Below are 24,334 nucleotides of genomic sequence, written 5' to 3'. Positions count from 1 at the left end.
TCTCTGTCTCCCCTTCCTCAATCTGGAAACTTTTATTACCCCGTTAAAATGAGAGTAACACCCATTTTGTTTTCCCAATAAGATATACAAAACCATATATACTAGAATGCTTATTGAGGAGTGTGTAATATGCCTGCAATTACTGGCAAGAATTACATGGAACGAGTGGATCAATTAGATACAACAGTATGGATCGATGGGAGTAAACTAAAAGGAAAAAAGTCAGAAAGCCTCGCATTTGGCGGTGTTATGAAGACGCAAGCACACTTATATGATTTACAGTACGACAAAAACTTAGTAGAACTGATGACCTATACCTCCCCTACTACCGGGAACCAAATTGGTACCTCTTTCATGCAGCCCAGAACAAAGGATGACCTTTTAAAAAGGAGAAAGATGATACAGGAATGGGCTAAAGCTAGTGGTGGCATGATGGGACGTAGCCCAGATTACATGAATACGATACTTATGGCATTAGCTTCCTCCTCTCCACTTTTAAAGGGTATGGAACATGTATTTCCAGATAATGTTGTACGCTTTTATGAATATGCAAGAGAAAAGGATCTATCCTTCACACATACCTTTATTAATCCTCAAGTAAATAGATCGCAATTATATATAGAAGATCCTGAAGAAGCCATATCTGCAAGAATAGTTGATAAAACAAAGGATGGACTACTCATAAAAGGGGCGCGATTACTAGCTACACAAGGCGGAATAACAGATGAAATAATCGTATTAGCAACGGGTGGGGTTACAAACAACAGCCAAGCATTTGCCTTTTCCATTCCAAGTGATACAACTGGACTGAAATTCATATGCAGAGAATCGTTTGTTCACGGCCAATCCTCCTTTAATTATCCACTCAGTTCACGATTTGAAGAAATGGATAGTGTCGTCGTTTTTGATCATGTACTCGTTCCTTGGGATCGCGTTTTTTATTATGAAAATGTGGACGCTGCTCGTACATTTGTAAACGACAGTTCTTTTCAGCCCTTTGCTCTTCATCAAGTTGTAGCAAGACAAGTGGTAAAGACAGAATTCGTTTTAGGAGTTGTTCAGCAGTTGGTCGATGCAATTCATATCAGTGAATACCAGCACGTTCAAGAAAAAGTTGCCGAAGTGATTGTTGGCTTGGAAACGATGAAAGCATTGTTGGTTCAATCTGAATTGGACGCAGAGATGGACCAGTGGGGATGTATGCGCCCAAGCACTGTTCCACTAAAAGTTGCTATCACTTACTTCCCAAAAATGTACCCTCGTTTTGGAGAAATTGTACAGCAGCTCGGTGCTAGTGGGTTCGTTTCTTTACCTACTGAAAACGATTTTAATTCAGAAATTCGAACGGATCTGGATCGTTATTTACAAAGTAAAGCAAAAAATGCAGAAGAGCGTGTAAAGCTGTTTCGACTTGCGTGGGATATGACGATGAGTGCATTTGGAACACGGCAAACACTTTATGAACGATTCTTCTTTGGTGATCCTGTCAGGCTAACAAGTGACCTTTATTGCACCTACAACAAAGAAAAGTATACAAAGCATATTCAGGATTTTTTAGATAAAAGTTGATTGCAGCCTCATCAGTCGGATGACGACGTGTTGGATTGGTTTTCGGCCCTGTTTGCGTCCTCATAACTCAGATGACGACGCGTTGAATCGATTTTCGGCCCTGTTTGCGTCCTCATAACTCGGATGACGACGCGTTGAGTCGATTTTCGACCCTGTTTGCGTCCTCATAACTCAGATGACGACGCGTTGAATCGGTTTCCGACCCTGTTTGCGTCCTCATAACTCAGATGACGACGCGTTGGATTGGTTTTCGGCCCTGTTTGCGTCTTCATAACTCAGATGACGACGCGTTGGATTGGTTTTCGGCCCTGTTTGCGTCCTCATAACTCGGATGACGACGCGTTGAGTCGATTTTCGGCCCTGTTTGCGTCCTCATAACTCGGATGACGACGCGTTGAGTCGATTTTCGGCCCTGTTTGCGTCCTCATAACTCGGATGACGACGCGTTGAATCGGTTTCCGACCCTGTTTGCGTCCTCATAACTCAGATGACGACGCGTTGGATTGGTTTTCGGCCCTGTTTGCGTCCTCATAACTCGGATGACGACGCGTTGGATTGGTTTTCGACCCTGTTTGCGTCCTCATAACTCAGATGACGACGCGCTGGATTGGTTTTCGACCCTGTTTGCGTCCTCATCACTCAAATGACGACGCGTTGAGTCGATTTTCGACCCTGTTTGCGTCCTCATCACTCGGATGACGACGCGTTGGATTGGTTTTCGGCCCTGTTTGCGTCCTCATCACTCGGATGACGACGCGTTGGATTGGTTTTCGGCCCTGTTTGCGTCCTCATAACTCGGATGACGACGCGTTGGATTGGTTTTCGGCCCTGTTTGCGTCCTCATAACTCAGATGACGACGCGTTGGATTGGTTTTCGGCCCTGTTTGCGTCCTCATAACTCGGATGACGACGCGTTGAATCGGTTTCCGACCCTGTTTGCGTCCTCATAACTCGGATGACGACGCGTTGAGTCAATTTCCGACCCTGTTTGCGTCTTCATAACTCGGATGACGACGCGTTGGATTGGTTTCCGACCCTGTTTGCGTCCTCATAACTCGGATGACGACGCGTTGAGTCGATTTCCGACCCTGTTTGCGTCCTCATAACTCGGATGACGACGCGTTGAGTCGATTTCCGACCCTGTTTGCGTCCTCATAACTCGGATGACGACGCGTTGGATTGGTTTTCGACCCTGTTTGCGTCCTCATCACTCAAATGACGACGCGTTGGATTGGTTTTCGACCCTGTTTGCGTCCTCATAACTCAGATGACGACGCGCTGGATTGATTTTCGGCCCTGTTTGCGTCCTCATAACTCGGATGACGACGCGTTGGATTGGTTTTCGGCCCTGTTTGCGTCCTCATAACTCGGATGACGACGCGTTGGATTGGTTTTCGGCCCTGTTTGCGTCCTCATAACTCGGATGACGACGCGTTGAATCGGTTTCCGACCCTGTTTGCGTCCTCATAACTCGGATGACGACGCGTTGAGTCGATTTCCGACCCTGTTTGCGTCCTCATAACTCGGATGACGACGCGTTGGATTGGTTTTCGGCCCTGTTTGCGTCCTCATAACTCGGATGACGACGCGTTGAATCGGTTTCCGACCCTGTTTGCGTCCTCATCACTCAAATGACGACGCGTTGAGTCGATTTTCGACCCTGTTTGCGTCTTCATAACTCGGATGACGACGCGTTGGATTGGTTTTCGGCCCTGTTTGCGTCCTCATAACTCGGATGACGACGCGTTGGATTGGTTTTCGGCCCTGTTTGCGTCCTCATAACTCAGATGACGACGCGCTGGATTGATTTTCGGACTAGATTTAAAACTGTTGCTGAACCTAGGACCATGATTCCCAAAAATTTTATAGTAGTTCTTTGACATAATAGATTTTTCCGTTTTGGAGCTTGTTGCCATCTCTAAGAAGGTCGGCAAGTGCACCTGCTATCCTATCTGTTGATTTGAGTAGATTATTTTCTTTGTATTGCTTGAATTTTTCTACTTCTTTAAATGCATCTTCTGTTGATGACCGAATTTGATCTTGCATTTTAGTGTCCATGATTCCGGGACTAAAGGCAATTGTTTTATTGTTTGTTCCCCGTTCTTCTTGTTCCAAAGCTACTGTCTCCGTATACCTATTTAATCCAGCCTTTGTGCTACAATAGGCACTCCACCCGTAAACAGCACTTTCGCCTGCACCTGAAGTTACATTAACTGTAATTAAACAAGTAGCAGTCTGCTCTGCTCTTTGTAGGAAAAGATTCGTAATAACCATTGGAGCCAAAAGGTTTACATTAACATGATCGGATAACTTCATTGCATCTAGATTTCCAACATGATCAATCGGCTCCACTACGCCTGCATTATTAATCAAATAAACAAGTTCTGGACGTTGATCAAAAACGGTCTCCCCTATCTTTGTAAATACTTCCTCCACCTGCTTGGGATTACGTATGTCACATGGAACGTGTACATAGGAGGTCCCACATTCTTTGGCATACAGAGCCAATCCTTCATTTTCGTTTCTAGACACACCAATAATATGAATACCAATTTTCATTAATTTTTTTGCAATAGATTCTCCTAACCCTCTAGAAGTACCTGTAACGACAGCATATTGCATTTTTTCCCCACCTCTCTAAATGTAATTATTTAATTGACGATAAATATCCACAATTTCATTCATTTTCATTCTAACCAAGCCGCTCGAGGAAGGTGCTACAAATTCAATCGCTTCTCTAGAAGAAAATGGGTGGTCTTGTTTTCCCCATGAAACGTTACGTTTTTTTGCGTATTCCTGGTACACACCTTTTCCTACAAAGCAAACTACTTTTGGCTTGTATTCTATAATCTTTTTCTGCAATAACATACTTCCATGTTCGTATTCCAGTTTTTTAATATCTGCGGCCCCTTTTGTTGGTCTAGCTACAATGTTGGTTAATCCCAGCCCCAATTCTAACAGTTTTTCGTCCTCATCAGGTGTGAATTTTTTAGGAGTTAATCCCGATTGATAAAGTATAGACCAAAATCTATTGCTCGGATTGGCATAGTGATGGCCTGTTTGTGAGGAGCGAATACTTGGATTGAATCCAACAAACAATATATTAAGGTTTTTCTTTAATCGATCTGGGATTTCCTTCAACGTCTTCACTCCTATTAATAGAAAAAAACATACGAAAACACCTTATAGAGGATGTTCAAAAAGTCACCAAATGATAAGCTGCGCATCTCGGGTCCACACGATGTGGGTCATGCAGGCGTTGCCACAGGACGTGGCGGTCTTAGCCTGTATTCCTTAAATGGCTTGTTTTTCCGTTACTCACGTATTAAAAGCATACGTTCCGTTACTCAAAACTACGCCGCCTCGATCTGCTTGCTTCTAATTTGCCGACTTTTTGAACACGCACTTATATTGATCATAAGGTGTTTCATGCCCTAAAAGCAAAAAATACATTTATTCACTTGACTCCGTTATGTTAAAAAAAAGACTTTCATCTTGCGCGTTTGGTTTTCTTGCTTTCGATTTATCAATTTTCTTCTTACTCATCTCACCATCAGACTCATAGCTGCGTTCAAATTTGGGTTCCTTTCGATTTTTCTCAGACAACATGATCTCTCCTTTTTACAGTATCTTTCCCTTTTTGGGTTTACCTATACCATTTACAACCATGCGAATCATTTCAGCAAACTGAAACATCGGGGAATCAGGATGACGAAATTTTGAAGTTGTCCAAAGCCCTGAACAACGTTATGATCATGATAGGGGTTCTTTAACTTAGGTACCTGTATCACATAACTAAAGGGGAATTTAAATGGGTATGATCGTTATTTTTATTATTGGATTTTTTATCGTACTTATGGTGTTAGGCCTTAGCATATTAACGATAAATAAGGGCTATTCTTACCAACACAAGATCGATCCACTTCCGCAAGACAAAATAAATGAGGATCAGAATCAACAGGACGAATAGTAGAGGTTGCGGATTTAGGCAGCCTCTCATTTTGTTGTAATCGAAAAGTAATTAGCCAATAATCACCTTTTCTGTTGGATAATGATATAAGTCTGGCGTTTCTTTCCCTCTCATCAGGAATAAAAAGGAGAAGATCCCAATTCTACCTACAAACATAAGAAATATAATAATTATTTTACCAAACATACTTAAATCAGCAGTAATTCCCATGGACAAACCAGTAGTTCCAAATGCAGAAGTTACTTCAAACAAAATCGCAATGAAAGAAAAGTCCTCCGTATAGGTTAAGAGGATTATTGCTGTTGCACAAAGCATGGTCGCAGTCGTGATCACGATAAAAGATCGAATGATATCTTCATTATCAAGTTCCCTCCCAAATATTTTGATGCTAGAATTTCCTTTGGCATAGTTAAAAATCGACAATAACATAATTGCAAACGTGGTCGTTCGAATTCCACCACCAACACTACTAGGAGAAGCACCAATGAACATTAATCCACTAATAACAAGCAGTGTTGGAATTGTAAATTCACTTACATCCATCGTTGCTAAACCTCCATTCCTCGCAGTAATGGATTGGAATAAGCTATAGAAAAGTGTTTCGTGCCATGCTTTATCGGCAAAAAATGAAGTTCTTTCTAACACATAAATGAGCAAAGCACCTAGAACAACGAGTGCAAAAAATGTAACGGATGTAAGTTTCGTAAATAAAGAAAAGTGGTATTTATCATTAATGTCTCGGTATTTACCGCTTAGAAGCTCCTGAAGCTCAATTAAAACAGGAAAACCGATAGCGCCTAGAATAAGTAAAACCATATTAATAAATTGGACAAAATAATCATTTGCAAAAGGGAGCAAGGACGAACCAGTGATATCAAATCCTGCGTTTGTCGTTGCGCTTACCGCACCGAAAAATCCTTGCAGTAATGCTTCTTGCCACGAATCAAAATATTTTAAAAAGTATGTACTAAGAATAAGTGTTCCAACTAGTTCGATGGTCAGTACGATTTGAAGTATTTTTAGCATTAATTTAACCAAGCCAGACAATGTTGTCCGATTTTGGTCAATTCGAATCAATTGTCTACCACGCAGCCCTATTTTTTTCCCAAGTAGTATCCATATAAACGTGCCTAACGTCATGATTCCAATGCCACCAAATTGAAGGACAACAGCTAGTGCAATGTAGCCGCCAGCATTAAAAGTATCTGCTGTTGACACAACGGTTAATCCTGTCACACTAATTGCGCTAACTGCGGTAAATAATATATCGATAAACGACAAAGATACTCCCTTTTGTTGAAAAAGTGGAATACTTAAAAGTAAGGTAGACACGCAAACTGCTAAAAAGTAATACAGGACAATATGATGAATGGTAGTTAAACTTTTTAATTTTGGTTTTATCATCTAAATCTCCCCAGTGTACATACTAAATTCACGCATTATAAATATATAAAACAAAACACGGAACATAATGTACAGTATATACGACAACTTCAACGTTTAAAATACCAAACTTTTATTTTTCTGGCTAGTTGAGTATTCTGGGGGCGTAGTTGAGTATTACGAAGGGGAGGGGGGGCTGCTATCCCAGGCTCGGCGGGCATAAGATAGCCGCTGCAAATTTAGGTATTCATCCTATCAAGATCATGCATCGGTTTCTTCCTTTACTTATTCATTATTTTATCCCGCCTTAACGGGCAGTAATACCCCCACTTCAAGATTTCGAGGAAGTTAATAAGAAAGATAAGTGGGGGATAAACTGCCCGTAAAGGTCCGATTGGTTCAACTAACAATCAGTGGGGGAAGAACGAATCCCCCCACTGATTGAAGTTTCACTTTATGCGAAGATCTTCCATTAATTTTTCAAGTTCATAATCATTAAACATTTGCCATTCCCCCTTCCTTCTATAACGTCACCTAGGTCGTCGTTCGTTGATTTGGTACTCCAGTTCAAATTCATTCATACAGTTATCTCTCCTTTTTTTGTTTGCCTTACTTGACTTCATTATAGTTTGATTCTACTTTTCAAATAACGGTAGACAGAACGAACTTTTCTACGTCTAAAGTCCGATCCTAATCTCAGACCGGTTGAAAGACCTTTCCCCACAACTTGTAAAGGTTCCGTTATTCTTCCATACTTATATCCACAAGGAACACATGAAAAAGGGGATGAAGAACATTGAAAATTGCTGTAATTGGGGATACCCATATACCAAAGCGCGCAAAAAAATTGCCAGAGCAATTGAAACGCGGACTGGAATCTGTTGATTTAATTTTGCATACAGGTGATTGGCAAACACTTGATGTTTATAAGGAGCTTGTACAGTTTGCCCCTGTTGATGGGGTGGCTGGAAATGTAGACGGAGACGAGCTAATTAAAAAATTTGGGGAACGGAAACTACTTCAATTCCAACATGTGACGATTGGCCTTACTCACGGGAATGGGAAAGGAAAAACGACGGAAAAGCGGGCACTTGAAATGTTTCAAGAGGATAGCGTTGATATCATTATCTATGGGCATTCCCATATTCCTGTACTTAAAAAGTGGGAAGATATCACACTTTTCAATCCTGGATCTCCGACAGATAAGCGCAGACAGTCTGAGTACTCATATGGAATAATTGATATAATGGAACCTGTCTCCATTAAGCATGTGTTTTTTTCTGATAAAACCTAAAGAGAACCCACATTTCTGGATCATGCATAAAACCCCTCCATAAATCCAAACCTAAATATGGGATTATTTGTTTTTTGGAGGGATATAACGGATGAATTTTCAGCTAATTGAAGTATATGTACCAAAAGATTCACTGGATTCATTTCATAAAAAACTAAGCGACTTTACTGTTGTATCTCATTGGACGTCAAATGAATCAGAAAAATACTCATTATTAAGGATATTGGTAAGGACCGAGTATTCCGAACAAATACTAGATTTTTTGCAAAGAGAGGCAAAATATAACGCAAATTTAAGAGCATTATTATTTTCATTGCAGACGTATATTCCACAACAGAACGATGATAAAAAGAAAAAGCCAGAATCAAAAAATGAAGTGGACGAAATTACAAGAGCAAGTAGACAAGAGCTCTATTCCGCAGTGCAATCTTCTAGTGGGATTACATGGGGATTTACATGGTTTATTCTTTTAGCAGCGATTGTTGCAACATCTGGAATAATCAAGGATAATCAATTAATTGTAATCAGTGCAATGGTCATTTCACCACTATTAGGGCCATTTACTGCCGCCGGATTTGCCTCTGTGCTTGGAGACTATCCGTTAATACGTCAGTCCGTATTAACCTTTCTATACGGTTTAACAATTGCAGTATGTATTGCTGCAGTTACTGGCTTCTTTTTTCCACTCCCCATGGATAGCCAAGGCTTCTTGGCAAATACAGAAATAGATTATATTGATATTCTCATTGCAATGGCATCAGGAGCGGCAGGGGCTCTGTCGTTTGTCAAACGAAGCTCTGAGGCACTTTTTGGTGTGAGCGTAATGATCTCGGTTGCAACACTTCCACCTGCAGTTGTTTTTGGGTTGTTTATAGGGGCGGCAAGATGGGCGGAAGCGATCACGCCACTTCTGTTAGTATCCGTAAATATTAGCTCGATTCTTCTGTCGACCATTCTCGTCTTTTGGCTTAGCGGAATCAAGCCAATCAATTGGAAAGAAATTCAGACAGCAAACACCTCTCGAACATATTCTTTGTTTTTTATTGTATTTTTTGTCACTCTGTTAGCAGTTTTAATCTATGTCATCAATTTTTAGAGATCCCCCAATTCCAAAACACCGCATCCCCCCTCGCTCAAATGAAAAAAGTGTTGCCAATACCGGGCAGTTTTTAAAGAAAAATTTCTTCCGACGCATACTGCTTCACGGATATCACCAAGTGAATAGATAGAAAACAACCAACGTAATGTGCGATGATCTCCATGATTTAACAATCTTTCTATAACGTAAATACGATTGAACTCTAAGTCAATTGTTTTTATGTCAACATCCCAAAAAAACGGCTTAAATATCTCAGGAATATATTTGTCATGTAACATATACATACCACCTATTCTCATTATCCATTTGTGAATTCTTATGCATCCACTTAATATTACACTTTCTTATATTTCAATCATACCAAAATTCATCCTTTATCAAAACACAAAAAAAGAACCGACACAAAAAGCACCTTAAGGCACCTTCACCATGTCAGTTCCAGAATCGCTCACTCTAATTTAAAAAAGCATTGAAATATCTTGTCATCGCTACTGCGAAGTCTCCACGCGATACGTCCTTGGTAGGATAAAAGTAGGCGTGGACAGTTGGTTCTAAATCATATGCTTCTTGCGTAACAGTAAACTTTACATTGATAATATTTAAATCTAATGCCCACTGGACATATCCTTTTAAATTTTCGGGAACGTCTGCACTATCTTCTATTGCAATTCGCTCATCTTTATATTGTACAGTAAGTTCGCCTGAAAATGATTTTGCTTGTTCTTGAAGTCCCAAGCTTTGGACAAGGGAATAGGCTAACTGCGCCCGAGTTACATTGTCATCTGGAGCAAATGTGCCATCTGCTTTCGGAAGCATTACTCCACTATCTATTTGCTGCTGATCACGGAAAGCTGCACCTTGTGCCGTTACCGCTTCAACAAATGGATTATCCTCACTAGAAACATCAGTAAACGTCGATCCACTAGTTGGCAAGGATTGGCGAATTTCAGCACCCATCACAAGATACCGCGCTAATTCACTTCTTATTAATTTTTGATCAGGTTTAAATTTGCCACTTTCATAACCATCAAACAATCTTTCTTTAACACCCATTTGAATAGCAGATGCCGCTGGATTGTCTGCTATATCCCCTAATCCTGAGTATCCACTTACCTCTGAAAAAGAGAGCGTTCCTTGCACTTGTTCTGGTAGAGCAGTTCCATCAGTCGTATTTTCTTCTGCTCCCCTTAGCCCTCGAATTTCCGCCTTCCAAGTACCTTCCATTGGCGAATTCACAGACACTGTTCGATCGTAATATAAGGTGAACAGTAAACTAATACCAGAACTATATTCTGTTCCATCAGGGGCTATTAATACGAGATTAATAGGATTTCCTGTCTCTTCCAACAGGCCTTGCGCATTCACTTGTGCGACTAAACTACTTAAGCCTGCTTCAACTTGGAATTCATATTGGTTATCCGAAACATATGTTAATGGATTGTAATCCACAGTGAAATCTGAACGAGTTACACTAGAATTTACCTTGCTATTGAACGAGTTAAATAGGTTAACTGTTTTCCCATACTCCTTGCCAAACATTGCACGATCCACTGCAGCATACGCATTAACGTAACCTGCTCCTACTTCCCACGCTTCGTATCCAGGCATGTTCGTGGCTGTTTCTTGTAACATTTGCTTTACTTCATCTGGAGAGAGAAGTGGATTTGCTTCTAACATAAGGGCAACAATGCCTGCAACATGTGGTGTTGCCATTGACGTTCCACTCATCGTAGTATAATACGGCAAATAGGCTGTTTCAATGTATTCTGCATCTTGATCTAGAGCCAAAGAACTTACCGGTGCTAAAGCTCGTGTTGAAACAATATCAACTCCAGGTGCAGTAATGGTTGGTTGATCTTTCCAGGTCCAGGTTTCACCGTCCATTTCGAACGTACCACCTACCCCTTTTGTTCCTCTAGATGAGAAATCCGCTAGTGTTCCATCCTTGACACCAGCAGCAACTGAAATTACCCATGGTGCTTTAGCGTAAGGATTGTGTGTATTTTCACCAGGTCCAGAATTTCCAGCTGCAAATAATACAGTAATGCCTCGATCGTACGCTGCCTTACTTGCTATATTTACAGGGTCATTCGGATCAAATTCACCTGAGGATCCCCAAGAATTAGTGATAACACGAATATCGTATTCACTTTGATTCGTTATCGCATAGTCAAATCCACCAATTGAGTCTAGTATGAACAATGCTGCTCCTGACCCATATCCAATTAAATCTGCTCCTGGGGCAACACCTTCGTATTTCCCACCAGACATGGCACCCGTCCCACCTACTGTTCCAGCAACATGTGTACCGTGACCAGAGTTAGAGTCGGTATTCACGACATCTTCTGTATATGTGATAGGTAGTAAACCAGGTGAAAGGCTATTTAAATTTGTTGTTCCCAATGCATTTTGAACCAAATTTTTGCCGAACTCTAGGTCTTTGTGCGTGCCATCCACACCACTGTCATTTATAACAACACCAATTCCTGTTCCAGATACAGGTAAACCACCGTTTTCCTTTCTCATTCGGTCGTCTGTCCGAACTTTGTCCACACCTGTTATTGAGGTGGAATCTGCATTAAAATACTCCAGTTTTTTATTAAGGTATATCGAGCGAACTTCGCTGTTGTCTGAGAGATTTTGAATTTGTTCTTTTGTTGCCATAACCCCCGCCATTGGTAAGGATTGCAGCATGACTCCTGTCTCAATATCGAGCTTTTCCAATATGTCCACTTGCTCTGTAGTTGGAGCCCCATCACCGTTAAAAGTAACAATTACTTCAAACGGCCCCTCTCCTGTTGTCAGTTCTTTGGATAAAACTGGCCCTATGACAGTCGATGATGTTGCTTTAACCTCCTGATAGTTAGCAAACATAGGAATAAGTAAAACTGCCATTAAGAAAACATAAGTAAGACGTTTCATTAAATTGCTCCTTTCCTATTTTATTTCTATCCCTTTCATTATCTGTCATTTCAATCGATATGCCTATTCAGCAAAGGTTCTAAAATTTCCTAGTACAAAAACGAAATACAAATCGTACGAAAGTAGTATGGTACTACTAAAATTGTCTAATTCGATACCTATTCTTTCGCTACGGCATTTTGTTCAAAAGAAATCGATCATAGAAAAGCCCGTATGACACCATTACCATACGGGCTCTTCTAAACTTATTGTTGATATGCCGAAAAATACCTCGAGATCATAACGGCAAAGTCACCTCTTGTCACTGTTTCACTAGGCGCAAATGATGCTTCCATTGTCGGTTCTAAGTCATATGGGTTTTGGGTACTTGAAAAGTACGCGTTCATGATATTCATGTCAAGTGCTAACTGAACATAGCCACGTAATTCATTTGGTACATCGGCCGCATCTTTGATCGGTATTCTTTCCCCTTTGTATTGAACGGTTAACGAATCCCCATTTAGCTCCATAGCTTGTTCTTCTAAACCAAGACTTTGAACAAGCGAAAAAGCTAGATCCGCACGAGTTACATCTTTGTTTGGCGAAAATTTATCTGTCCCTGTTCTGTCCATGATTCCTTGATTAACTTGTGATATGTCCTTTAATGCTGCCCCTTTTGCAAACACAGCCTCAACAAACGGTAGATACGCTTGTTTTACATCTTTAAAGGATGGTTCCCTATTCAGTGGTAGAAACTGTCTAACACCAGCACCCATTACAAGATATTTAGCTAAATCTTTTCTCAATAGTGCTTTATCTGGTTCATACATATTATCTTTATTACTATCTAGTAGTCGTTCACTCACACCCAGTTTGATTGCCGCTTCAGCTGAATGCCCACTGATGTCCGAAAGACCAGTAAACCCTTTGGCTTGTTTAAATGTCAATTCGCCATTCACTGTTTCTGGTAAGGCTAACCCTTCCAAGCCTTCAAGTGTAATTGTCCATGTTCCTGGAATTGGGTTCACTACTTGGACGGTTCGATCTTGGTACAAAGGGAATGCTACATAAATTCCTGAGCTATATGTCGTACCATCGGGCGATGTAAGCACAAGGTTAATTGTATTACCCGTTTCCTCAAGTAATCCCCTTGCATAAATTCGCGCAGCAAACTCTGTTAACCCTTCCTCGATCTGTACAGAGTATGTGTTATCTGATGTATTTATTGGATCGTAGTCCATCGAGAAATTTTCACGATTCACTTCCATATCGACATTCGCTTGAAATGTAGTGTTCTTATTTACTGTTGATCCGTAATCACGAGAAGTAAAAGCAGCATCGACTGCAGCATAGGCATTTACATAACCTGCACCAACCTCCCATGCTTCGCGTCCAGGTATATTTGTTGCTGTTTGCTGCAACAATTTTTTCACCTCTAGTGGAGAAAGGGTTGGATCTGCGTCTAGCATTAGAGCAATGATACCAGCGACATGAGGTGCTGCCATCGATGTTCCGCTTAATGTCGTATAATAGGGAAGATAGGCTGGATCAATCGTTTCTGCATCATTTCTTGCACGGCACTGTTTGCATAGTAGTCATCAAGACCAAAACGTTCTTTGACGGTGAGATGGACGGATTTATTTCTTTTGCTATGGCCTGAACGTTTTTCTTTCGTATATGTAGCAAAGGCAAAATGTTTGGCACGATTGAAGTTAACAAGAACATCTGTAATGGCGTTGACATATGTAACGGCTATCTTGTTTTTATAGACTCGATTTCTAGAGTGAAACCTTATCACTTTCCAAAAAGTCACTTGAAATAGTGATAATTTAGTTGGTAAAAGGCTGTTTTCAAGGTATTTTCAAAAATAGATACGCCAAAGAAACCTAACGCGTCCTTCCATACTTGGCGGTGAAACAAGATTCTAAATTTTTCTTTGCACATTTATCTAGATCGATAATAGGTTCCACCTGTTTATAGTCAATCAGTTGCTAAATAGCTTCAGCATCATGAGCTACATTAAAAACACAGTACCTTAGCAGTGGAAAAATGCGAGACTCCTGCGGGAAAAGCAACAGGTGAAGACCCCGCAGGAAGCGTTTTTCTTCCGAGGAGGCTGAGGCGTTGCCCGCGGAAAGCGAGTGTTTTTCCACTGCGTTGCCAGAAGCAATTTATGTTGAATAATCAATTAACAATTCGTATGATTCAACATAAAAAATCCCCTTACAAAAAGGGGGAGGAAGAATAAAATGACGACTCAATAAAAGTGTTGAGCCGCCTAACTCGGTGAATTCTGAAAGTCTATTTAAGAACTAGGTGGCAATGGAACGAGCTGGTTTTGGACCGCATGAATCACAACTTGAGAACGGCTTTTTACATTTAATTTTTTGAAAACCTTACTAACGTGAATCTTTACCGTCTTATCACTAATAAATAGGCGTTCGGCAATCTCCTTGTTGCTTAAGCCCTCAACTAGACACATGAGCACCTCTTTTTCCCGTTCTGTCAATTGATTCCCTTTTGGCTTTTCCTGGCTTTGTTGATGAAAGGTTAGTAGTTTTTTTGTCATGGAAGGGTGAATGACAGATTCTCCTTTGGCCACTTGCCGGATTGCTTCCACAACCTGTTCAGACGGAGCATCTTTTAATAAATACCCATCCGCTCCTACCCTGATGGCCGACATAAAGTACTCATCGTGATTGTACATTGTAAGTATCACAATTTTTATATTTGGATACTTTTTCTTGATAATTTCCGTCACTGTAATTCCATCCGTATTGGGCATGTTAATGTCCATTAACACAATATCTGGATCACATTTTTTCAGCTTTAACAATGCTTCATCACCTGAAACCGCTTCACAAACAACGGTAAGATCATTCGCCATTTCAAGGATATTTTTAAGTCCGTCTCGTAACACAGCATGGTCATCAACTAACATCACTTTGATCATTCGCTTCTCCTCCTTCTACCCCCATCTTGGGTACCGTTAGCGTTATCTCTGTTCCACTTCCTTCTTTACTTTCAATTTGCAAGGATGCATTAATTTTATCAGCTGCTTCATTCATCGACAGAATCCCAAAGTGCGGCTTGTTTCGTGCCCTAATCATGGCGTGAAATAATGAGAAACCGACACCGTCATCCTTTACTCTTAGCAGGATATGCTCCATCTGATAACTTAAAAGGATCGTGATCTTTGTTGCGTTTGCGTGCTTCATACAGTTTTGAAGACTCTCTTGAAATGTATCAAACATTACCTTTTCAACGAGTGAACTTAGGCCTACCTCCTTTCCCCTAATTTCAAACGATACCTCTAAATCATGAACGTTCTCAATCGTATCAATCTTTTTTACAATCGCGGATGCAAGACCAACCCGTGCAGTAGGATCAGGCCTCAAGGCGTAAATAGATTCCCTGACATCTTTCAAAATCATTCTCATCTTACGGATACTGTCATCCAATAATTTCAACGTCTCTTCTGGTTTACTAGAAACTTTCATTTGTATCGTTTCCAGATTCATCAGAGCCCCAGCAAGTGTCTGGGCAACACCATCGTGAATTTCCCTAGCAATTCTGTTACGTTCTTCTAAAATAAGGCGTTTTTCTTGTTCTGAAATAAGTGTTCTCGTTTTAATTGCTACTGCAAGTTGATTTGCTAACGTTGCAATAGATTGAATGTCATCCTCATAAAAGCTCTTCGTGCGACTACGACTAACAATAAACATCCCAACCGTTTCGCCATCAATAACAAGAGGAGCGTAAACGAAGGCTTTTAAATCTTTACTAAAACAATTAGCTGCAACCCCATTTACTTTTCTACCATCATGATAGCAAACGGGTTCCTTCATTTTTTCGAACTGCAAAAAATCAGTAAGTGAGAGCGTAGCATCTTGATTAATAAGCCCATCTGTATAGAGACAATCCCATTTTTCTTTTCCTTTCACCCAAAACATGCTGGCATCGACATCAATAAATTCACGAAATTTATATTTTAAGCTTCCTAGCCATTTTCTTGTTGGCAGCATTTTGTTCAATTCGCTCGTAATCGAGAATAATGCCTTGAGCCGATTCTTTTCTTTTCTTAACCGAACTATCACCGAGCTGAGCATCGAAATACCAACTAACGGCGAAAAGAAGAAAAAATAGGTGAAGCCATCAATTTCCCCTCTATTTTGACTTCCTAAAAAGAAAAATAGCATACCATAGACAAATGAAATTATAGCACTCATTGTTTCGGTCAATGATTTTTGTTTCCAAGCCTTTGCCGTATATTTCTGAGGACGTATCAAAAGAACTAGGTCAATTAAAATATTGTTTAAAACGTAGAAAAGAACGAGGACGAAAAAATACTTTGTTAACCCAAATGATAAAGTCCCTTCCTGTAGTCCAGTAAGGTTGGTCATCATAAATTCAGTTGTGATAACTGCAATAAAGAAGCTAAATACATATTGAGCGGGATTAAAACTTACAATTCGGAGAGGTCGTCGTTGCATTAGGTTGATCAATAAAACGACTCCCGCAAATAACACAATAGCGTATGAGGTGCCGTACAATAAGTAAATGACGTATATGATCGGAAAGTTGATCGTTGAAAAACCCCTCCAAACCGGAATGGGGAAATATTCAGTAATGACTAAATAAATAACAAGAAGTCCTAGAATATACCATTCATTTGGTGGGTATACGTTAAAAAAACTACGAATAACTACCAACCATCCACAAATGGATATAGTGATCATAAACAAACTAGCATGCTTTTCTTGCTGAAGATGGGACAATTTTTTCAATTTAATCACCCTCACCGTTCATTTTCTGAATTTTTGTATCTTAGAAAATATTAACATAAAAAAGCCGGACTGGTCGAATGATCTCTCACTTACCAATCCGGCAAGACTCTTTCCGAGCCTCGTTCCCTATTATCCCAATGTACAAATTTAAATGCTATTACCTTTTAGATGTAAATCAATTACTACTTTGGTAGTAATGTCCTCCTTTTGATCATAAAAAACGCACCTCATCGGCTCTAGGTACGTCCTGTACATCAGCGTTGGACGTGACGAACCAGTAGATCCGTTATTACATACCAATAAAAACAAACAGACCCCATAAGAAGTCTGTTTGTTTTTAAGCTTATGGTTTTTAGTATGCTATGCTTTGCTAACGTTAGTCGCTTGTGGACCACGTTGACCTTCTTCAATATCAAAAGTGACCTCTTGTCCTTCATCCAAAGTCTTGAAACCCTCACCTTGAATAGCAGAGAAATGAACAAAAACGTCATCTCCGTCTTCTCGCTCGATAAAGCCAAAGCCTTTGTCAGCATTAAACCATTTTACTTTTCCATTTTCCATTTTTGTTGCCTCCTAGCATGTTCCTATACATAAAATTGCAATGTAACTTGCAGTTTTATTATAACCAATTAATTAAAAATAAAACATTTTTTATAAACTGTTTCCATGTATGGCATTTTTGCATCGACAGGACGTGGCGACCTTAGTCGACCTTCTAATTCGGCGACTTTTGAAACGCACTAAGAAGGTTTTACAAAATTTAATTACGGGAATATAAGAGGATGGATATTCAAAAAGTCACCAAACTCAAAATAAGGTTTACGAAAATTTATCCATCGGGAGTATCTGAACATCCTCTTTAAGAAAGGAGAAGGGAACAGATGAAAGGAAGACCAGTCATTGTTTATTTAATTAATCTTGTCATCGGTATAGCTCAGTTTATCTTAGGGTTACGTATTGTTTTAAAATTATTTGGGGCAAATGAGGTTGCACCCTTTGTTAGCTGGACCTATCAGACTAGTGCACCTTTACTTTATCCATTTGAAGGAATTTTCCCAACCAGATCTTTAGACGGAGGGTTCATCATTGAATTTTCCTCCTTATTTGCGTTAATTGTTTATACACTAATTGGCTACTTTCTGACAGAACTTATTATGATGTTTGATGGAAAGACGAGAAGTTAAACCGGTTTTTTTCGAATAAAACACCGATGAAGAAGAAGTAACCATAAAAGCAAGGGATAAGTGAATGCCGAATACCATAGGTTCCACCCACTATGGTAAAAGAATCCACTTATAAGTGCTGCCCATTCATAAAGTAAACTGAAGGCAGTCCACATAATAAAATAAAAAGTCTTTTTAAATAAGCCCTTTTGTGCTGGGTAAAAATTAAGAAAAAGGATGCCCATTGCGGGGAATAATCCTACATTCGTTACTAGTCCTGTAAATTGGAACCCTTCTTCCAAATAACCGTAGACATTAAGATAAACATCCAATACCATATCAACAGTTAATCCTAAGGAAAGGGAAAATAGCGCAGTTGAATAGACTTCTATCCTAGTCATGTGTTTTGGAACAATATAAGCAACAACATTAGAAAAAATTACAGATATAAGCAAAAAAACCATAAGTGGTTCCTTCCTGAATTCCTTTCATTGAATTCTAGTTATGCGTGTTCAAAAAGTCGGTAAATTCGAAGGTCTACTAATGTCGCCACGTCCTGTGCGTCGCAAGCAGGTCGAGGCGGCGTTGTTTCTGATAACCGCAGTGAAAAAAGTGGTCAATCTATACTACTTTTGCTACACCAAGCGCTAGGTTCGTCCATAAGATGTCTTCAACCAATTTCCCCTGATCGGATTGGCATTCAATAATAAGAATGACTTCCGAATTCTTTCCTTTTAATAGCTTTGTTGGACTTTTTCTTATTTTATATCTAATTAAATCAATGATAACGCCTAAGATGAAACCAATCAGGGCACCGATTACCCCCCAATATATAGGACCCCATTCCAATACGAATCCTCTGTTTGCACCAATGGTTGATGTGAAAACAGCTAGAATCATTCCAGTACCAATAAAGGATGTCCCATCTGAACGGTGAATAGTATCAAACAACTTCCTTTCTTCTGTGCGGTTATCTAAAGGTACAGCAAATATATCTTGAATCCCATTTTCTTCTAAATGCTTAATTGCAAGTTCTATATAAGTGGAATGTTCAAAAGTTGCATAGACTTGCATTTTATCTCACCTTTCTTACCTAACCTTGTTCCCCTTTTTTATTTTAAAATGAGTTGGCTGATACTGTTGTTTCAAATAATTTCTTTGCTCGGCTTCAAACAATTTGTTGTTTTCAACCGTGTTCATATAAGAATCATATATAGTAAAAAAATAGAAGGAAGGGATATAGAGAAGCCACTGTTTGTTTATTACGGCTGTTGATTTTTCTAACTCGCCTTGAAAAAGATAATGAATTCCTTCTAAAAAATGAGAATAATATATGAATATCACTGTATAGATGAGCGTAAAAAAGCCGTTGATAACTCTATGGTTATACAGTTGCCCTACACTTGGAATTGTCATTGCCCAAAAAGCCGCAAGCAAAGGATTTCTTTTATCTAAGTAATTGATCTCCAAAGGTTTGACAGTCAACACTTTTATTTCAGGCTTTTCTTTTTCACCAAGAAAGTAGATCTTATTTAAATCTACTGTAGTACGGTAACTATCCCATATGGAAAATAAGTATATGGGTATATATAAGCTCATCAATCGAACATTTAGAACTTCTTTTGCCGATTCTATATCACCCATAAATGAATAAACCATGGCTAAGTTTAATTGTGAAGCTTGGTTGATAAACAGTTCCCAAATAACCAAACCTAAACCCCTTATGTATTTCGATAAAAGAAGATGGCCAAAGCCTGGGAATGCAACGGACCATAATGCCATAATGTAAGGATTCCTTGGATGAATTTGTGTGGTTCCTAAAATGCTTAGATTGGCAACTTTGCGTCGCGTGTCACGATTGTTTGATGTGTTCATTGCTCACCTCAGCATGTCTCTACCTCAATTATTAACATCATTCACAATTGTATTTAAATGCATACTTGATAATTTGTAATAGCAGGTTAATTTTATATAAAGGGGTTTTCAAATTGAAATTTTCGGAAACTCAACTTGATGACATTGAGCCTAACTCCTTACCAGCACTTGAACTATACGATATTTTACTTAATTATAATATCACAATTGTTTACATTTTATTGTTTTATAATATAATATAACTAATATATATTATAATGAGGTGTTAAAAGTGAAGAAACCTTATCCATTACCACTTCTACCAATAACATTTGACGCAGAGTCTGAACTTACTTTTTACAAAAAAGTCGTAGAAGCCTCATCCGTATTGGAAAAGCTAAAACAGAAAATTCACTATTCTTTAGTTAGTGAATCATTCGTACAGTTATTAACACTGCACGAATCTGTTCAATCTACAAGAATTGAAGGAACACAAGTTACTTTTAGTGAAATGTTAGAAGATGAAATTGATCAAAAGGAGGACTGGGAAAAAGTTGAGGTTCGTAATTACCAAAGGGCATTAAAACTTGGAGTTGAAACCATCCAGACAGGATACCCATTATCAGAGCGTTTGATTCGTGATATGCACAAGGAGTTAATGAAAGATGCTCGTGGATCTACAAGTGCTGCAGGAGAATATAGAACCATCCAAAACTTTATAGGGCCGACCAAGCAGTTGAAAGATGCTTCTTATGTTCCTCCTGAACCACAATTAATGGGAGAATATATGTCTAATTTGGAGCGATATATAAATGGTCATCCTTATATAGAAGATACGGGAGACAAGCTTCACCCTCTAATCAAAGCAGCAATCATCCATGCACAATTTGAATCTATTCATCCATTTTTAGATGGAAACGGTCGTTTAGGAAGAATTCTAATCGTACTTTACATGTTGCAATCAAAGCTAATTGACTCCCCTTTCTTTTTCTTAAGTGAAGAGCTTGAAAAAGAAAAGTTTAAATATTATTCAATGTTAAATGGCGTTCGTGCCATTAACAAGGATGAACCTGATTGGAATAGCTGGATAACCTTTTTTCTTAATGCAACAATACGAATGGCTGAGCGACAATTTAATAAGCTTGATCAAGCAGAAAGATTATATGAAGAAGGACTAACTAAGTTAAAACAACCTTCTACAGAAAAAGTTTGGGGGGCCCTCTTTAAATATCCTATCGCCACGGTTCATCAAGTAGAAAAAGATACAAGTTTAGCACCTGTAACGATCCGAAAAAGCTTGAATGAGCTTGTTCAATTGAACATGATTTATGGTGATGATAGAAAAAGAAACAGAAGATTTTATCATTATGATCTTATTAGGATAATGAATGACTAAACCTCAAGCTAATTTGTTAGTATATAGGAACAAACAATCGAATATGTTATAATGATTTTAACAATAGACTGGCTTCGCATGAGGGATTATGGCGCACGTTCCACCTTCTGGGAATTTTCCAAGAAGGGAGGGCTGCCTATGGATATTGAATATGTATTAACGCTGATGATTTCATTCGGCATGTTAATCGCATTTATCATGTCCGATAAAAATGATAAACGATAATCCCTCATGTACTTTAGCTAGGCCGTGAGGGATTATCTCTCTGTGCCACCCCTTTTGTTGGGGTTGGTTTATTGTAACCGTTCCATGTTGTAGCATGGGACGGTTTTTAATATTCTATGAACTTATATAATTATTATACCATAAATGAAGATTTTGTCACCAATGAGTATTTTAAAACAATACCGTTACCACACAATTGCGTCCTATAACAAAATAACAATCGTTACATATCCCAATCCTGGATCCATTGTTTTGGTAACCTTTGATACTAACGAGGACAGGCCTTGTTTATGTGAAGTATCACTCATTTCTATAAATACTTCTTTTGTACTTTCGTTCCCTCATAGGTGAACATCACATTTTTATCTTCCACAACTGTCTCCATATGGACTGTTCTTCCCCAAAGCTGATGTATATATGGAAGCGTTTTTTCTAAATAGTTCAGATCCAGCTCCACTCCTTCATACTCGTGCTTCAAATAGAGCTCGCCATTATGAAAGAAGTCACCGTTTTGAACGGTAATGTAGGGAAATCCTCCGTTTATCCGCATTGCAATAAGCTGATCTCTCACATTTTCCCAGCTTTTATCTGACACCTTGTATTCGTTCCCTTGTTTTTGAAACAAATATAGATCCTCTCTATCGACAAACTCTTTTGTCAAATAGTTGCGCAGAAAAGAGATGTCTGATTCAATTTCTCGCACCTCAAATATTTTTTCCCTTCCTGCACCAGGCTCTACACCCCATCGTTTCATTTCATCTGTTGGATGATCAAAACGTTCTTCAATATCCTCAAACATTTTTACACCTAAATAATAAGGATTGATCTGCGTCTTGGATGGTTGAACGACCCCTGCGTTTAATGATGCAAATTCAATCGCTTCATCCGTAGTTAAATCCATTTCACGGAGAATCCGCTGATGCCAATAGGAAGCCCAACCTTCATTCATGATTTTCGTTTCTAACTGTGGCCAAAAATACAGCATTTCTTTTCGCATCATCGTAAGAACGTCTCGTTGCCAGTCTTCAAGATTACGGCTATATTCTTCTATAAATAAGAGGAGATCTTTTTCTGGTTTGGAGGGAAAGTTTTTTTGCTTCTTTACCTTTTTTTCTATTTTTTTTGGTTCATCTAGATTCCACAAGTCATTGTATGGGGACGGTTTCGGGTTCGGTGTGATTTCAAGTTCTTCTGATTCTAGGTATTCCTTTGGTCTTACAATCGTTGGATCAATATGTTCTTGAATTGCAAGAATGGCATCTAAAAAGGATTCTACTTCCTCTTTTCCATGAATTTTTTCATACGCAGCAATCCGCTCAGCTGTTGCTGCCATACTTTCCACCATATCACGGTTTGTGTTTTGAAATCGGGCGTTGTTTTTAAAAAAGTCACAATGTGCCAAGACGTGGGCAACGATCAATTTGTTTTGAATGAGACTGTTTGAATTGAGAAGGAAGGCATAACAGGGGTTCGAATTAATCACAAGCTCATAAATTTTACTTAATCCAAGATCATACTGTAGTTTCATTTTATGGAATTGTTTTCCGAAACTCCAATGTGAAAAACGTGTCGGCATTCCATACGCCCCGAACGTATAAATAATATCAGCGGGACATACCTCATATCGCATCGGATAAAAATCAAGGCCAAACCCTTTACCTATTTCCGTAATGTCATCGATCGCCTTTTCCAACTGCTTTTGTTCCGCCTGTTTCAATACGATCTCTCCTTTTCATTGATTACTTTACTATATGATGGAAAAGAACAGATGATGAAAACGGATGGGGAGATGATTCTTTGCAGATGCATTTTTTTTAATGCCACTGACTTTTTTTGACGAAAAATGAATAACATCCTATTCAACTTATCAAGTAAGGTATGTGGACTCGGTCCCCTTACAGCTTATCGTATGCGCTCTCACCACGGTGTGAGGATATCCACATAGAAAAACTGTCTCTAAATTCTGGAGACAGCTCACTATTTTCTAATGAATGTTAATACAATCCATCGAATAACATATCCCGTAAAAACTCCAGGAAGTACAAATAAAATCGGCAGCCAAACAGGTCCTATTAATGCTCCAAAAATAGTCATTTTTGAGGAATAGATTAATCCTACTGTAACAAAATAAGCGGAAAATACGAACGGAAGAAATAAATAAGGAGAGGTCTCATCCATTGCATCCTTGTAGGCATCCCACATCGCAAAAAAGTAAAGACATGGGTAAAACATAAGCCACGGGTAGTTCGTTTGCTCAATCGCAGCTTGAATGTTCCCCTGAAAACTGAAAATGATCACTTCATTAAAATTCGCTTGAGCATTGACAAGAAACTCTAGAAAGATGAATATAATCCCTTTCACATATTTCTTGTTTAATAATTGGCCAAATCCAGGTAGTGCAATGGACCAAAGCAGTTTTTCCATTACATTGATCATCCCTCCTACACGTATGTCTAATAAACGATTGCCGAACCTTTTAAAGGAACCTGTATTAGGAAAGGCAGTAGAGACTTTCTTCACTTGTGAGTATTTTTACCTAAAAAAGCAACTCTTATCCATTCAAACTGCTGAATTAGTCTATTTTTTCTTCCATGGTGGATCGCCATAGTTGTGCAGCGCCTGATTGATTTTGTAGATAGAATAAGGTATCACAAAAGACAGTACAGTACAAAACAATATTAAATTTTCGGATA

The 24,334-nt window shown here is 39.1% G+C and carries 22 protein-coding genes; 6 read left to right on the top strand and 16 right to left on the bottom strand.

Annotation, left to right across the window (positions count from 1 at the left end; all coding sequences use genetic code 11):
• Positions 1-129: 129 nt before the first annotated feature.
• Positions 130-1,569, top strand: coding sequence for a 4-hydroxyphenylacetate 3-monooxygenase, oxygenase component (gene hpaB, locus NC797_RS09165; RefSeq protein WP_272436476.1), 1,440 nt, complete (start codon positions 130-132; stop codon positions 1,567-1,569).
• Between the two features lie 1,863 nt (positions 1,570-3,432).
• On the opposite strand, the gene NC797_RS09160 is transcribed toward hpaB, so the two are convergent.
• The 3 genes from NC797_RS09160 to NC797_RS09150 all read right to left on the bottom strand — a co-directional run bounded on the left by NC797_RS09160 (position 3,433) and on the right by NC797_RS09150 (position 5,175).
• Positions 3,433-4,191 (bottom strand): (S)-benzoin forming benzil reductase, encoded by a 759-nt coding sequence (locus NC797_RS09160; protein WP_272436475.1) that lies wholly within the window; start codon positions 4,189-4,191, stop codon positions 3,433-3,435.
• Positions 4,192-4,206: 15 nt separating this feature from the next.
• Positions 4,207-4,710, bottom strand: coding sequence for a G/U mismatch-specific DNA glycosylase (mug, locus tag NC797_RS09155; RefSeq protein ID WP_272436474.1), 504 nt, complete (start codon positions 4,708-4,710; stop codon positions 4,207-4,209).
• A gap of 312 nt (positions 4,711-5,022) precedes the next feature.
• Positions 5,023-5,175 carry a hypothetical protein gene (locus tag NC797_RS09150; RefSeq protein WP_272436473.1) on the bottom strand — a complete coding sequence of 51 codons (153 nt, stop codon included), beginning with the start codon at positions 5,173-5,175 and terminating at the stop codon, positions 5,023-5,025.
• Between the two features lie 205 nt (positions 5,176-5,380).
• Here NC797_RS09150 and ytzI point away from each other — a divergent pair, with 205 nt between their 5' ends.
• Complete coding sequence (ytzI, locus tag NC797_RS09145) at positions 5,381-5,539, top strand: YtzI protein (protein ID WP_417168700.1); 159 nt, start codon at positions 5,381-5,383, stop codon at positions 5,537-5,539.
• A gap of 51 nt (positions 5,540-5,590) precedes the next feature.
• On the opposite strand, the gene NC797_RS09140 is transcribed toward ytzI, so the two are convergent.
• Positions 5,591-6,943 carry a TrkH family potassium uptake protein gene (locus NC797_RS09140; RefSeq protein WP_272436472.1) on the bottom strand — a complete coding sequence of 451 codons (1,353 nt, stop codon included), beginning with the start codon at positions 6,941-6,943 and terminating at the stop codon, positions 5,591-5,593.
• Positions 6,944-7,718: 775 nt separating this feature from the next.
• On the opposite strand from NC797_RS09140, the gene NC797_RS09135 reads away from it, so the two are divergent.
• A complete protein-coding gene (locus tag NC797_RS09135; protein WP_272436471.1) occupies positions 7,719-8,216 on the top strand; it encodes a metallophosphoesterase family protein in 498 nt (165 codons plus the stop codon).
• Between the two features lie 91 nt (positions 8,217-8,307).
• Positions 8,308-9,312 carry a TIGR00341 family protein gene (locus NC797_RS09130; protein WP_272436470.1) on the top strand — a complete coding sequence of 335 codons (1,005 nt, stop codon included), beginning with the start codon at positions 8,308-8,310 and terminating at the stop codon, positions 9,310-9,312.
• Here NC797_RS09130 and NC797_RS09125 read toward each other — a convergent pair.
• From NC797_RS09125 to NC797_RS09095, 7 genes are all read right to left on the bottom strand, one after another.
• A complete protein-coding gene (locus NC797_RS09125) occupies positions 9,309-9,593 on the bottom strand; it encodes a DUF6922 domain-containing protein (RefSeq protein ID WP_272436469.1) in 285 nt (94 codons plus the stop codon). The genes NC797_RS09130 and NC797_RS09125 overlap by 4 nt on opposite strands.
• Positions 9,594-9,768: 175 nt before the next feature.
• Complete coding sequence (locus NC797_RS09120) at positions 9,769-12,237, bottom strand: S8 family serine peptidase (RefSeq protein WP_272436468.1); 2,469 nt, start codon at positions 12,235-12,237, stop codon at positions 9,769-9,771.
• A 245-nt stretch (positions 12,238-12,482) separates the two neighbouring features.
• The gene (locus NC797_RS09115; protein WP_272436467.1) at positions 12,483-13,721 is read right to left on the bottom strand and encodes an S-layer homology domain-containing protein; all 1,239 of its coding nucleotides are present in this window, start codon (positions 13,719-13,721) and stop codon (positions 12,483-12,485) included.
• An 11-nt stretch (positions 13,722-13,732) separates the two neighbouring features.
• On the bottom strand, positions 13,733-14,014 hold the full coding sequence (locus NC797_RS09110) for a hypothetical protein (protein WP_272436466.1): 282 nt from the start codon (positions 14,012-14,014) through the stop codon (positions 13,733-13,735).
• Positions 14,015-14,521: 507 nt separating this feature from the next.
• Positions 14,522-15,169, bottom strand: coding sequence for a response regulator (locus tag NC797_RS09105; RefSeq protein ID WP_272436465.1), 648 nt, complete (start codon positions 15,167-15,169; stop codon positions 14,522-14,524).
• The gene (locus tag NC797_RS09100) at positions 15,147-17,012 is read right to left on the bottom strand and encodes a GAF domain-containing sensor histidine kinase (protein ID WP_272436464.1); all 1,866 of its coding nucleotides are present in this window, start codon (positions 17,010-17,012) and stop codon (positions 15,147-15,149) included. The genes NC797_RS09105 and NC797_RS09100 overlap by 23 nt, the downstream gene beginning before the upstream one ends.
• A 351-nt stretch (positions 17,013-17,363) precedes the next feature.
• Positions 17,364-17,564, bottom strand: coding sequence for a cold-shock protein (locus tag NC797_RS09095; RefSeq protein ID WP_272436463.1), 201 nt, complete (start codon positions 17,562-17,564; stop codon positions 17,364-17,366).
• 320 nt (positions 17,565-17,884) lie between these two features.
• Here NC797_RS09095 and NC797_RS09090 point away from each other — a divergent pair, with 320 nt between their 5' ends.
• The gene (locus tag NC797_RS09090) at positions 17,885-18,187 is read left to right on the top strand and encodes a YggT family protein (protein ID WP_272436462.1); all 303 of its coding nucleotides are present in this window, start codon (positions 17,885-17,887) and stop codon (positions 18,185-18,187) included.
• On the opposite strand, the gene NC797_RS09085 is transcribed toward NC797_RS09090, so the two are convergent.
• The 3 genes from NC797_RS09085 to NC797_RS09075 all read right to left on the bottom strand — a co-directional run bounded on the left by NC797_RS09085 (position 18,184) and on the right by NC797_RS09075 (position 20,041).
• A complete protein-coding gene (locus NC797_RS09085; protein WP_272436461.1) occupies positions 18,184-18,630 on the bottom strand; it encodes a CBO0543 family protein in 447 nt (148 codons plus the stop codon). The two genes, NC797_RS09090 and NC797_RS09085, sit on opposite strands and share 4 nt — an antisense overlap.
• Positions 18,631-18,787: 157 nt before the next feature.
• Positions 18,788-19,240 (bottom strand): hypothetical protein, encoded by a 453-nt coding sequence (locus NC797_RS09080; RefSeq protein ID WP_272436460.1) that lies wholly within the window; start codon positions 19,238-19,240, stop codon positions 18,788-18,790.
• A 15-nt stretch (positions 19,241-19,255) separates the two neighbouring features.
• Positions 19,256-20,041 (bottom strand): hypothetical protein, encoded by a 786-nt coding sequence (locus tag NC797_RS09075; protein ID WP_272436459.1) that lies wholly within the window; start codon positions 20,039-20,041, stop codon positions 19,256-19,258.
• 271 nt (positions 20,042-20,312) lie between these two features.
• Between NC797_RS09075 and NC797_RS09070 the strand changes: the two genes are divergently transcribed.
• Entirely contained in the window at positions 20,313-21,416 is a 1,104-nt protein-coding gene (locus NC797_RS09070) for a Fic family protein (RefSeq protein ID WP_272436458.1), read from the top strand.
• Between the two features lie 535 nt (positions 21,417-21,951).
• Here NC797_RS09070 and NC797_RS09065 read toward each other — a convergent pair.
• Positions 21,952-23,358: a SpoVR family protein gene (locus tag NC797_RS09065; protein WP_272436457.1), complete on the bottom strand. Its 1,407-nt coding sequence runs from the start codon at positions 23,356-23,358 to the stop codon at positions 21,952-21,954.
• Between the two features lie 260 nt (positions 23,359-23,618).
• Positions 23,619-24,065, bottom strand: coding sequence for a hypothetical protein (locus tag NC797_RS09060; RefSeq protein WP_272436456.1), 447 nt, complete (start codon positions 24,063-24,065; stop codon positions 23,619-23,621).
• Positions 24,066-24,334 lie beyond the last annotated feature (269 nt).

Source organism: Terrihalobacillus insolitus, from assembly GCF_028416575.1.
GTDB classification, from domain to species: Bacteria; Bacillota; Bacilli; order Bacillales; family Amphibacillaceae; genus Terrihalobacillus; species Terrihalobacillus insolitus.
This window is presented reverse-complemented; position numbering and strand designations above follow the sequence as displayed.

Coding starts and splice junctions, on each gene's coding strand:
- hpaB (WP_272436476.1), top strand. CDS start 130: ATGCCTGCAATTACTGGCAAGAATTACATGGAACGAGTGGATCAATTA.
- NC797_RS09160 (WP_272436475.1), bottom strand. CDS start 4,191: ATGCAATATGCTGTCGTTACAGGTACTTCTAGAGGGTTAGGAGAATCT.
- ytzI (WP_417168700.1), top strand. CDS start 5,381: ATGGGTATGATCGTTATTTTTATTATTGGATTTTTTATCGTACTTATG.
- NC797_RS09140 (WP_272436472.1), bottom strand. CDS start 6,943: ATGATAAAACCAAAATTAAAAAGTTTAACTACCATTCATCATATTGTC.
- NC797_RS09130 (WP_272436470.1), top strand. CDS start 8,308: ATGAATTTTCAGCTAATTGAAGTATATGTACCAAAAGATTCACTGGAT.
- NC797_RS09125 (WP_272436469.1), bottom strand. CDS start 9,593: ATGTTACATGACAAATATATTCCTGAGATATTTAAGCCGTTTTTTTGG.
- NC797_RS09120 (WP_272436468.1), bottom strand. CDS start 12,237: ATGAAACGTCTTACTTATGTTTTCTTAATGGCAGTTTTACTTATTCCT.
- NC797_RS09115 (WP_272436467.1), bottom strand. CDS start 13,721: ATGGCAGCACCTCATGTCGCTGGTATCATTGCTCTAATGCTAGACGCA.
- NC797_RS09105 (WP_272436465.1), bottom strand. CDS start 15,169: ATGATCAAAGTGATGTTAGTTGATGACCATGCTGTGTTACGAGACGGA.
- NC797_RS09095 (WP_272436463.1), bottom strand. CDS start 17,564: ATGGAAAATGGAAAAGTAAAATGGTTTAATGCTGACAAAGGCTTTGGC.
- NC797_RS09090 (WP_272436462.1), top strand. CDS start 17,885: ATGAAAGGAAGACCAGTCATTGTTTATTTAATTAATCTTGTCATCGGT.
- NC797_RS09085 (WP_272436461.1), bottom strand. CDS start 18,630: ATGGTTTTTTTGCTTATATCTGTAATTTTTTCTAATGTTGTTGCTTAT.
- NC797_RS09080 (WP_272436460.1), bottom strand. CDS start 19,240: ATGCAAGTCTATGCAACTTTTGAACATTCCACTTATATAGAACTTGCA.
- NC797_RS09075 (WP_272436459.1), bottom strand. CDS start 20,041: ATGAACACATCAAACAATCGTGACACGCGACGCAAAGTTGCCAATCTA.
- NC797_RS09060 (WP_272436456.1), bottom strand. CDS start 24,065: ATGGAAAAACTGCTTTGGTCCATTGCACTACCTGGATTTGGCCAATTA.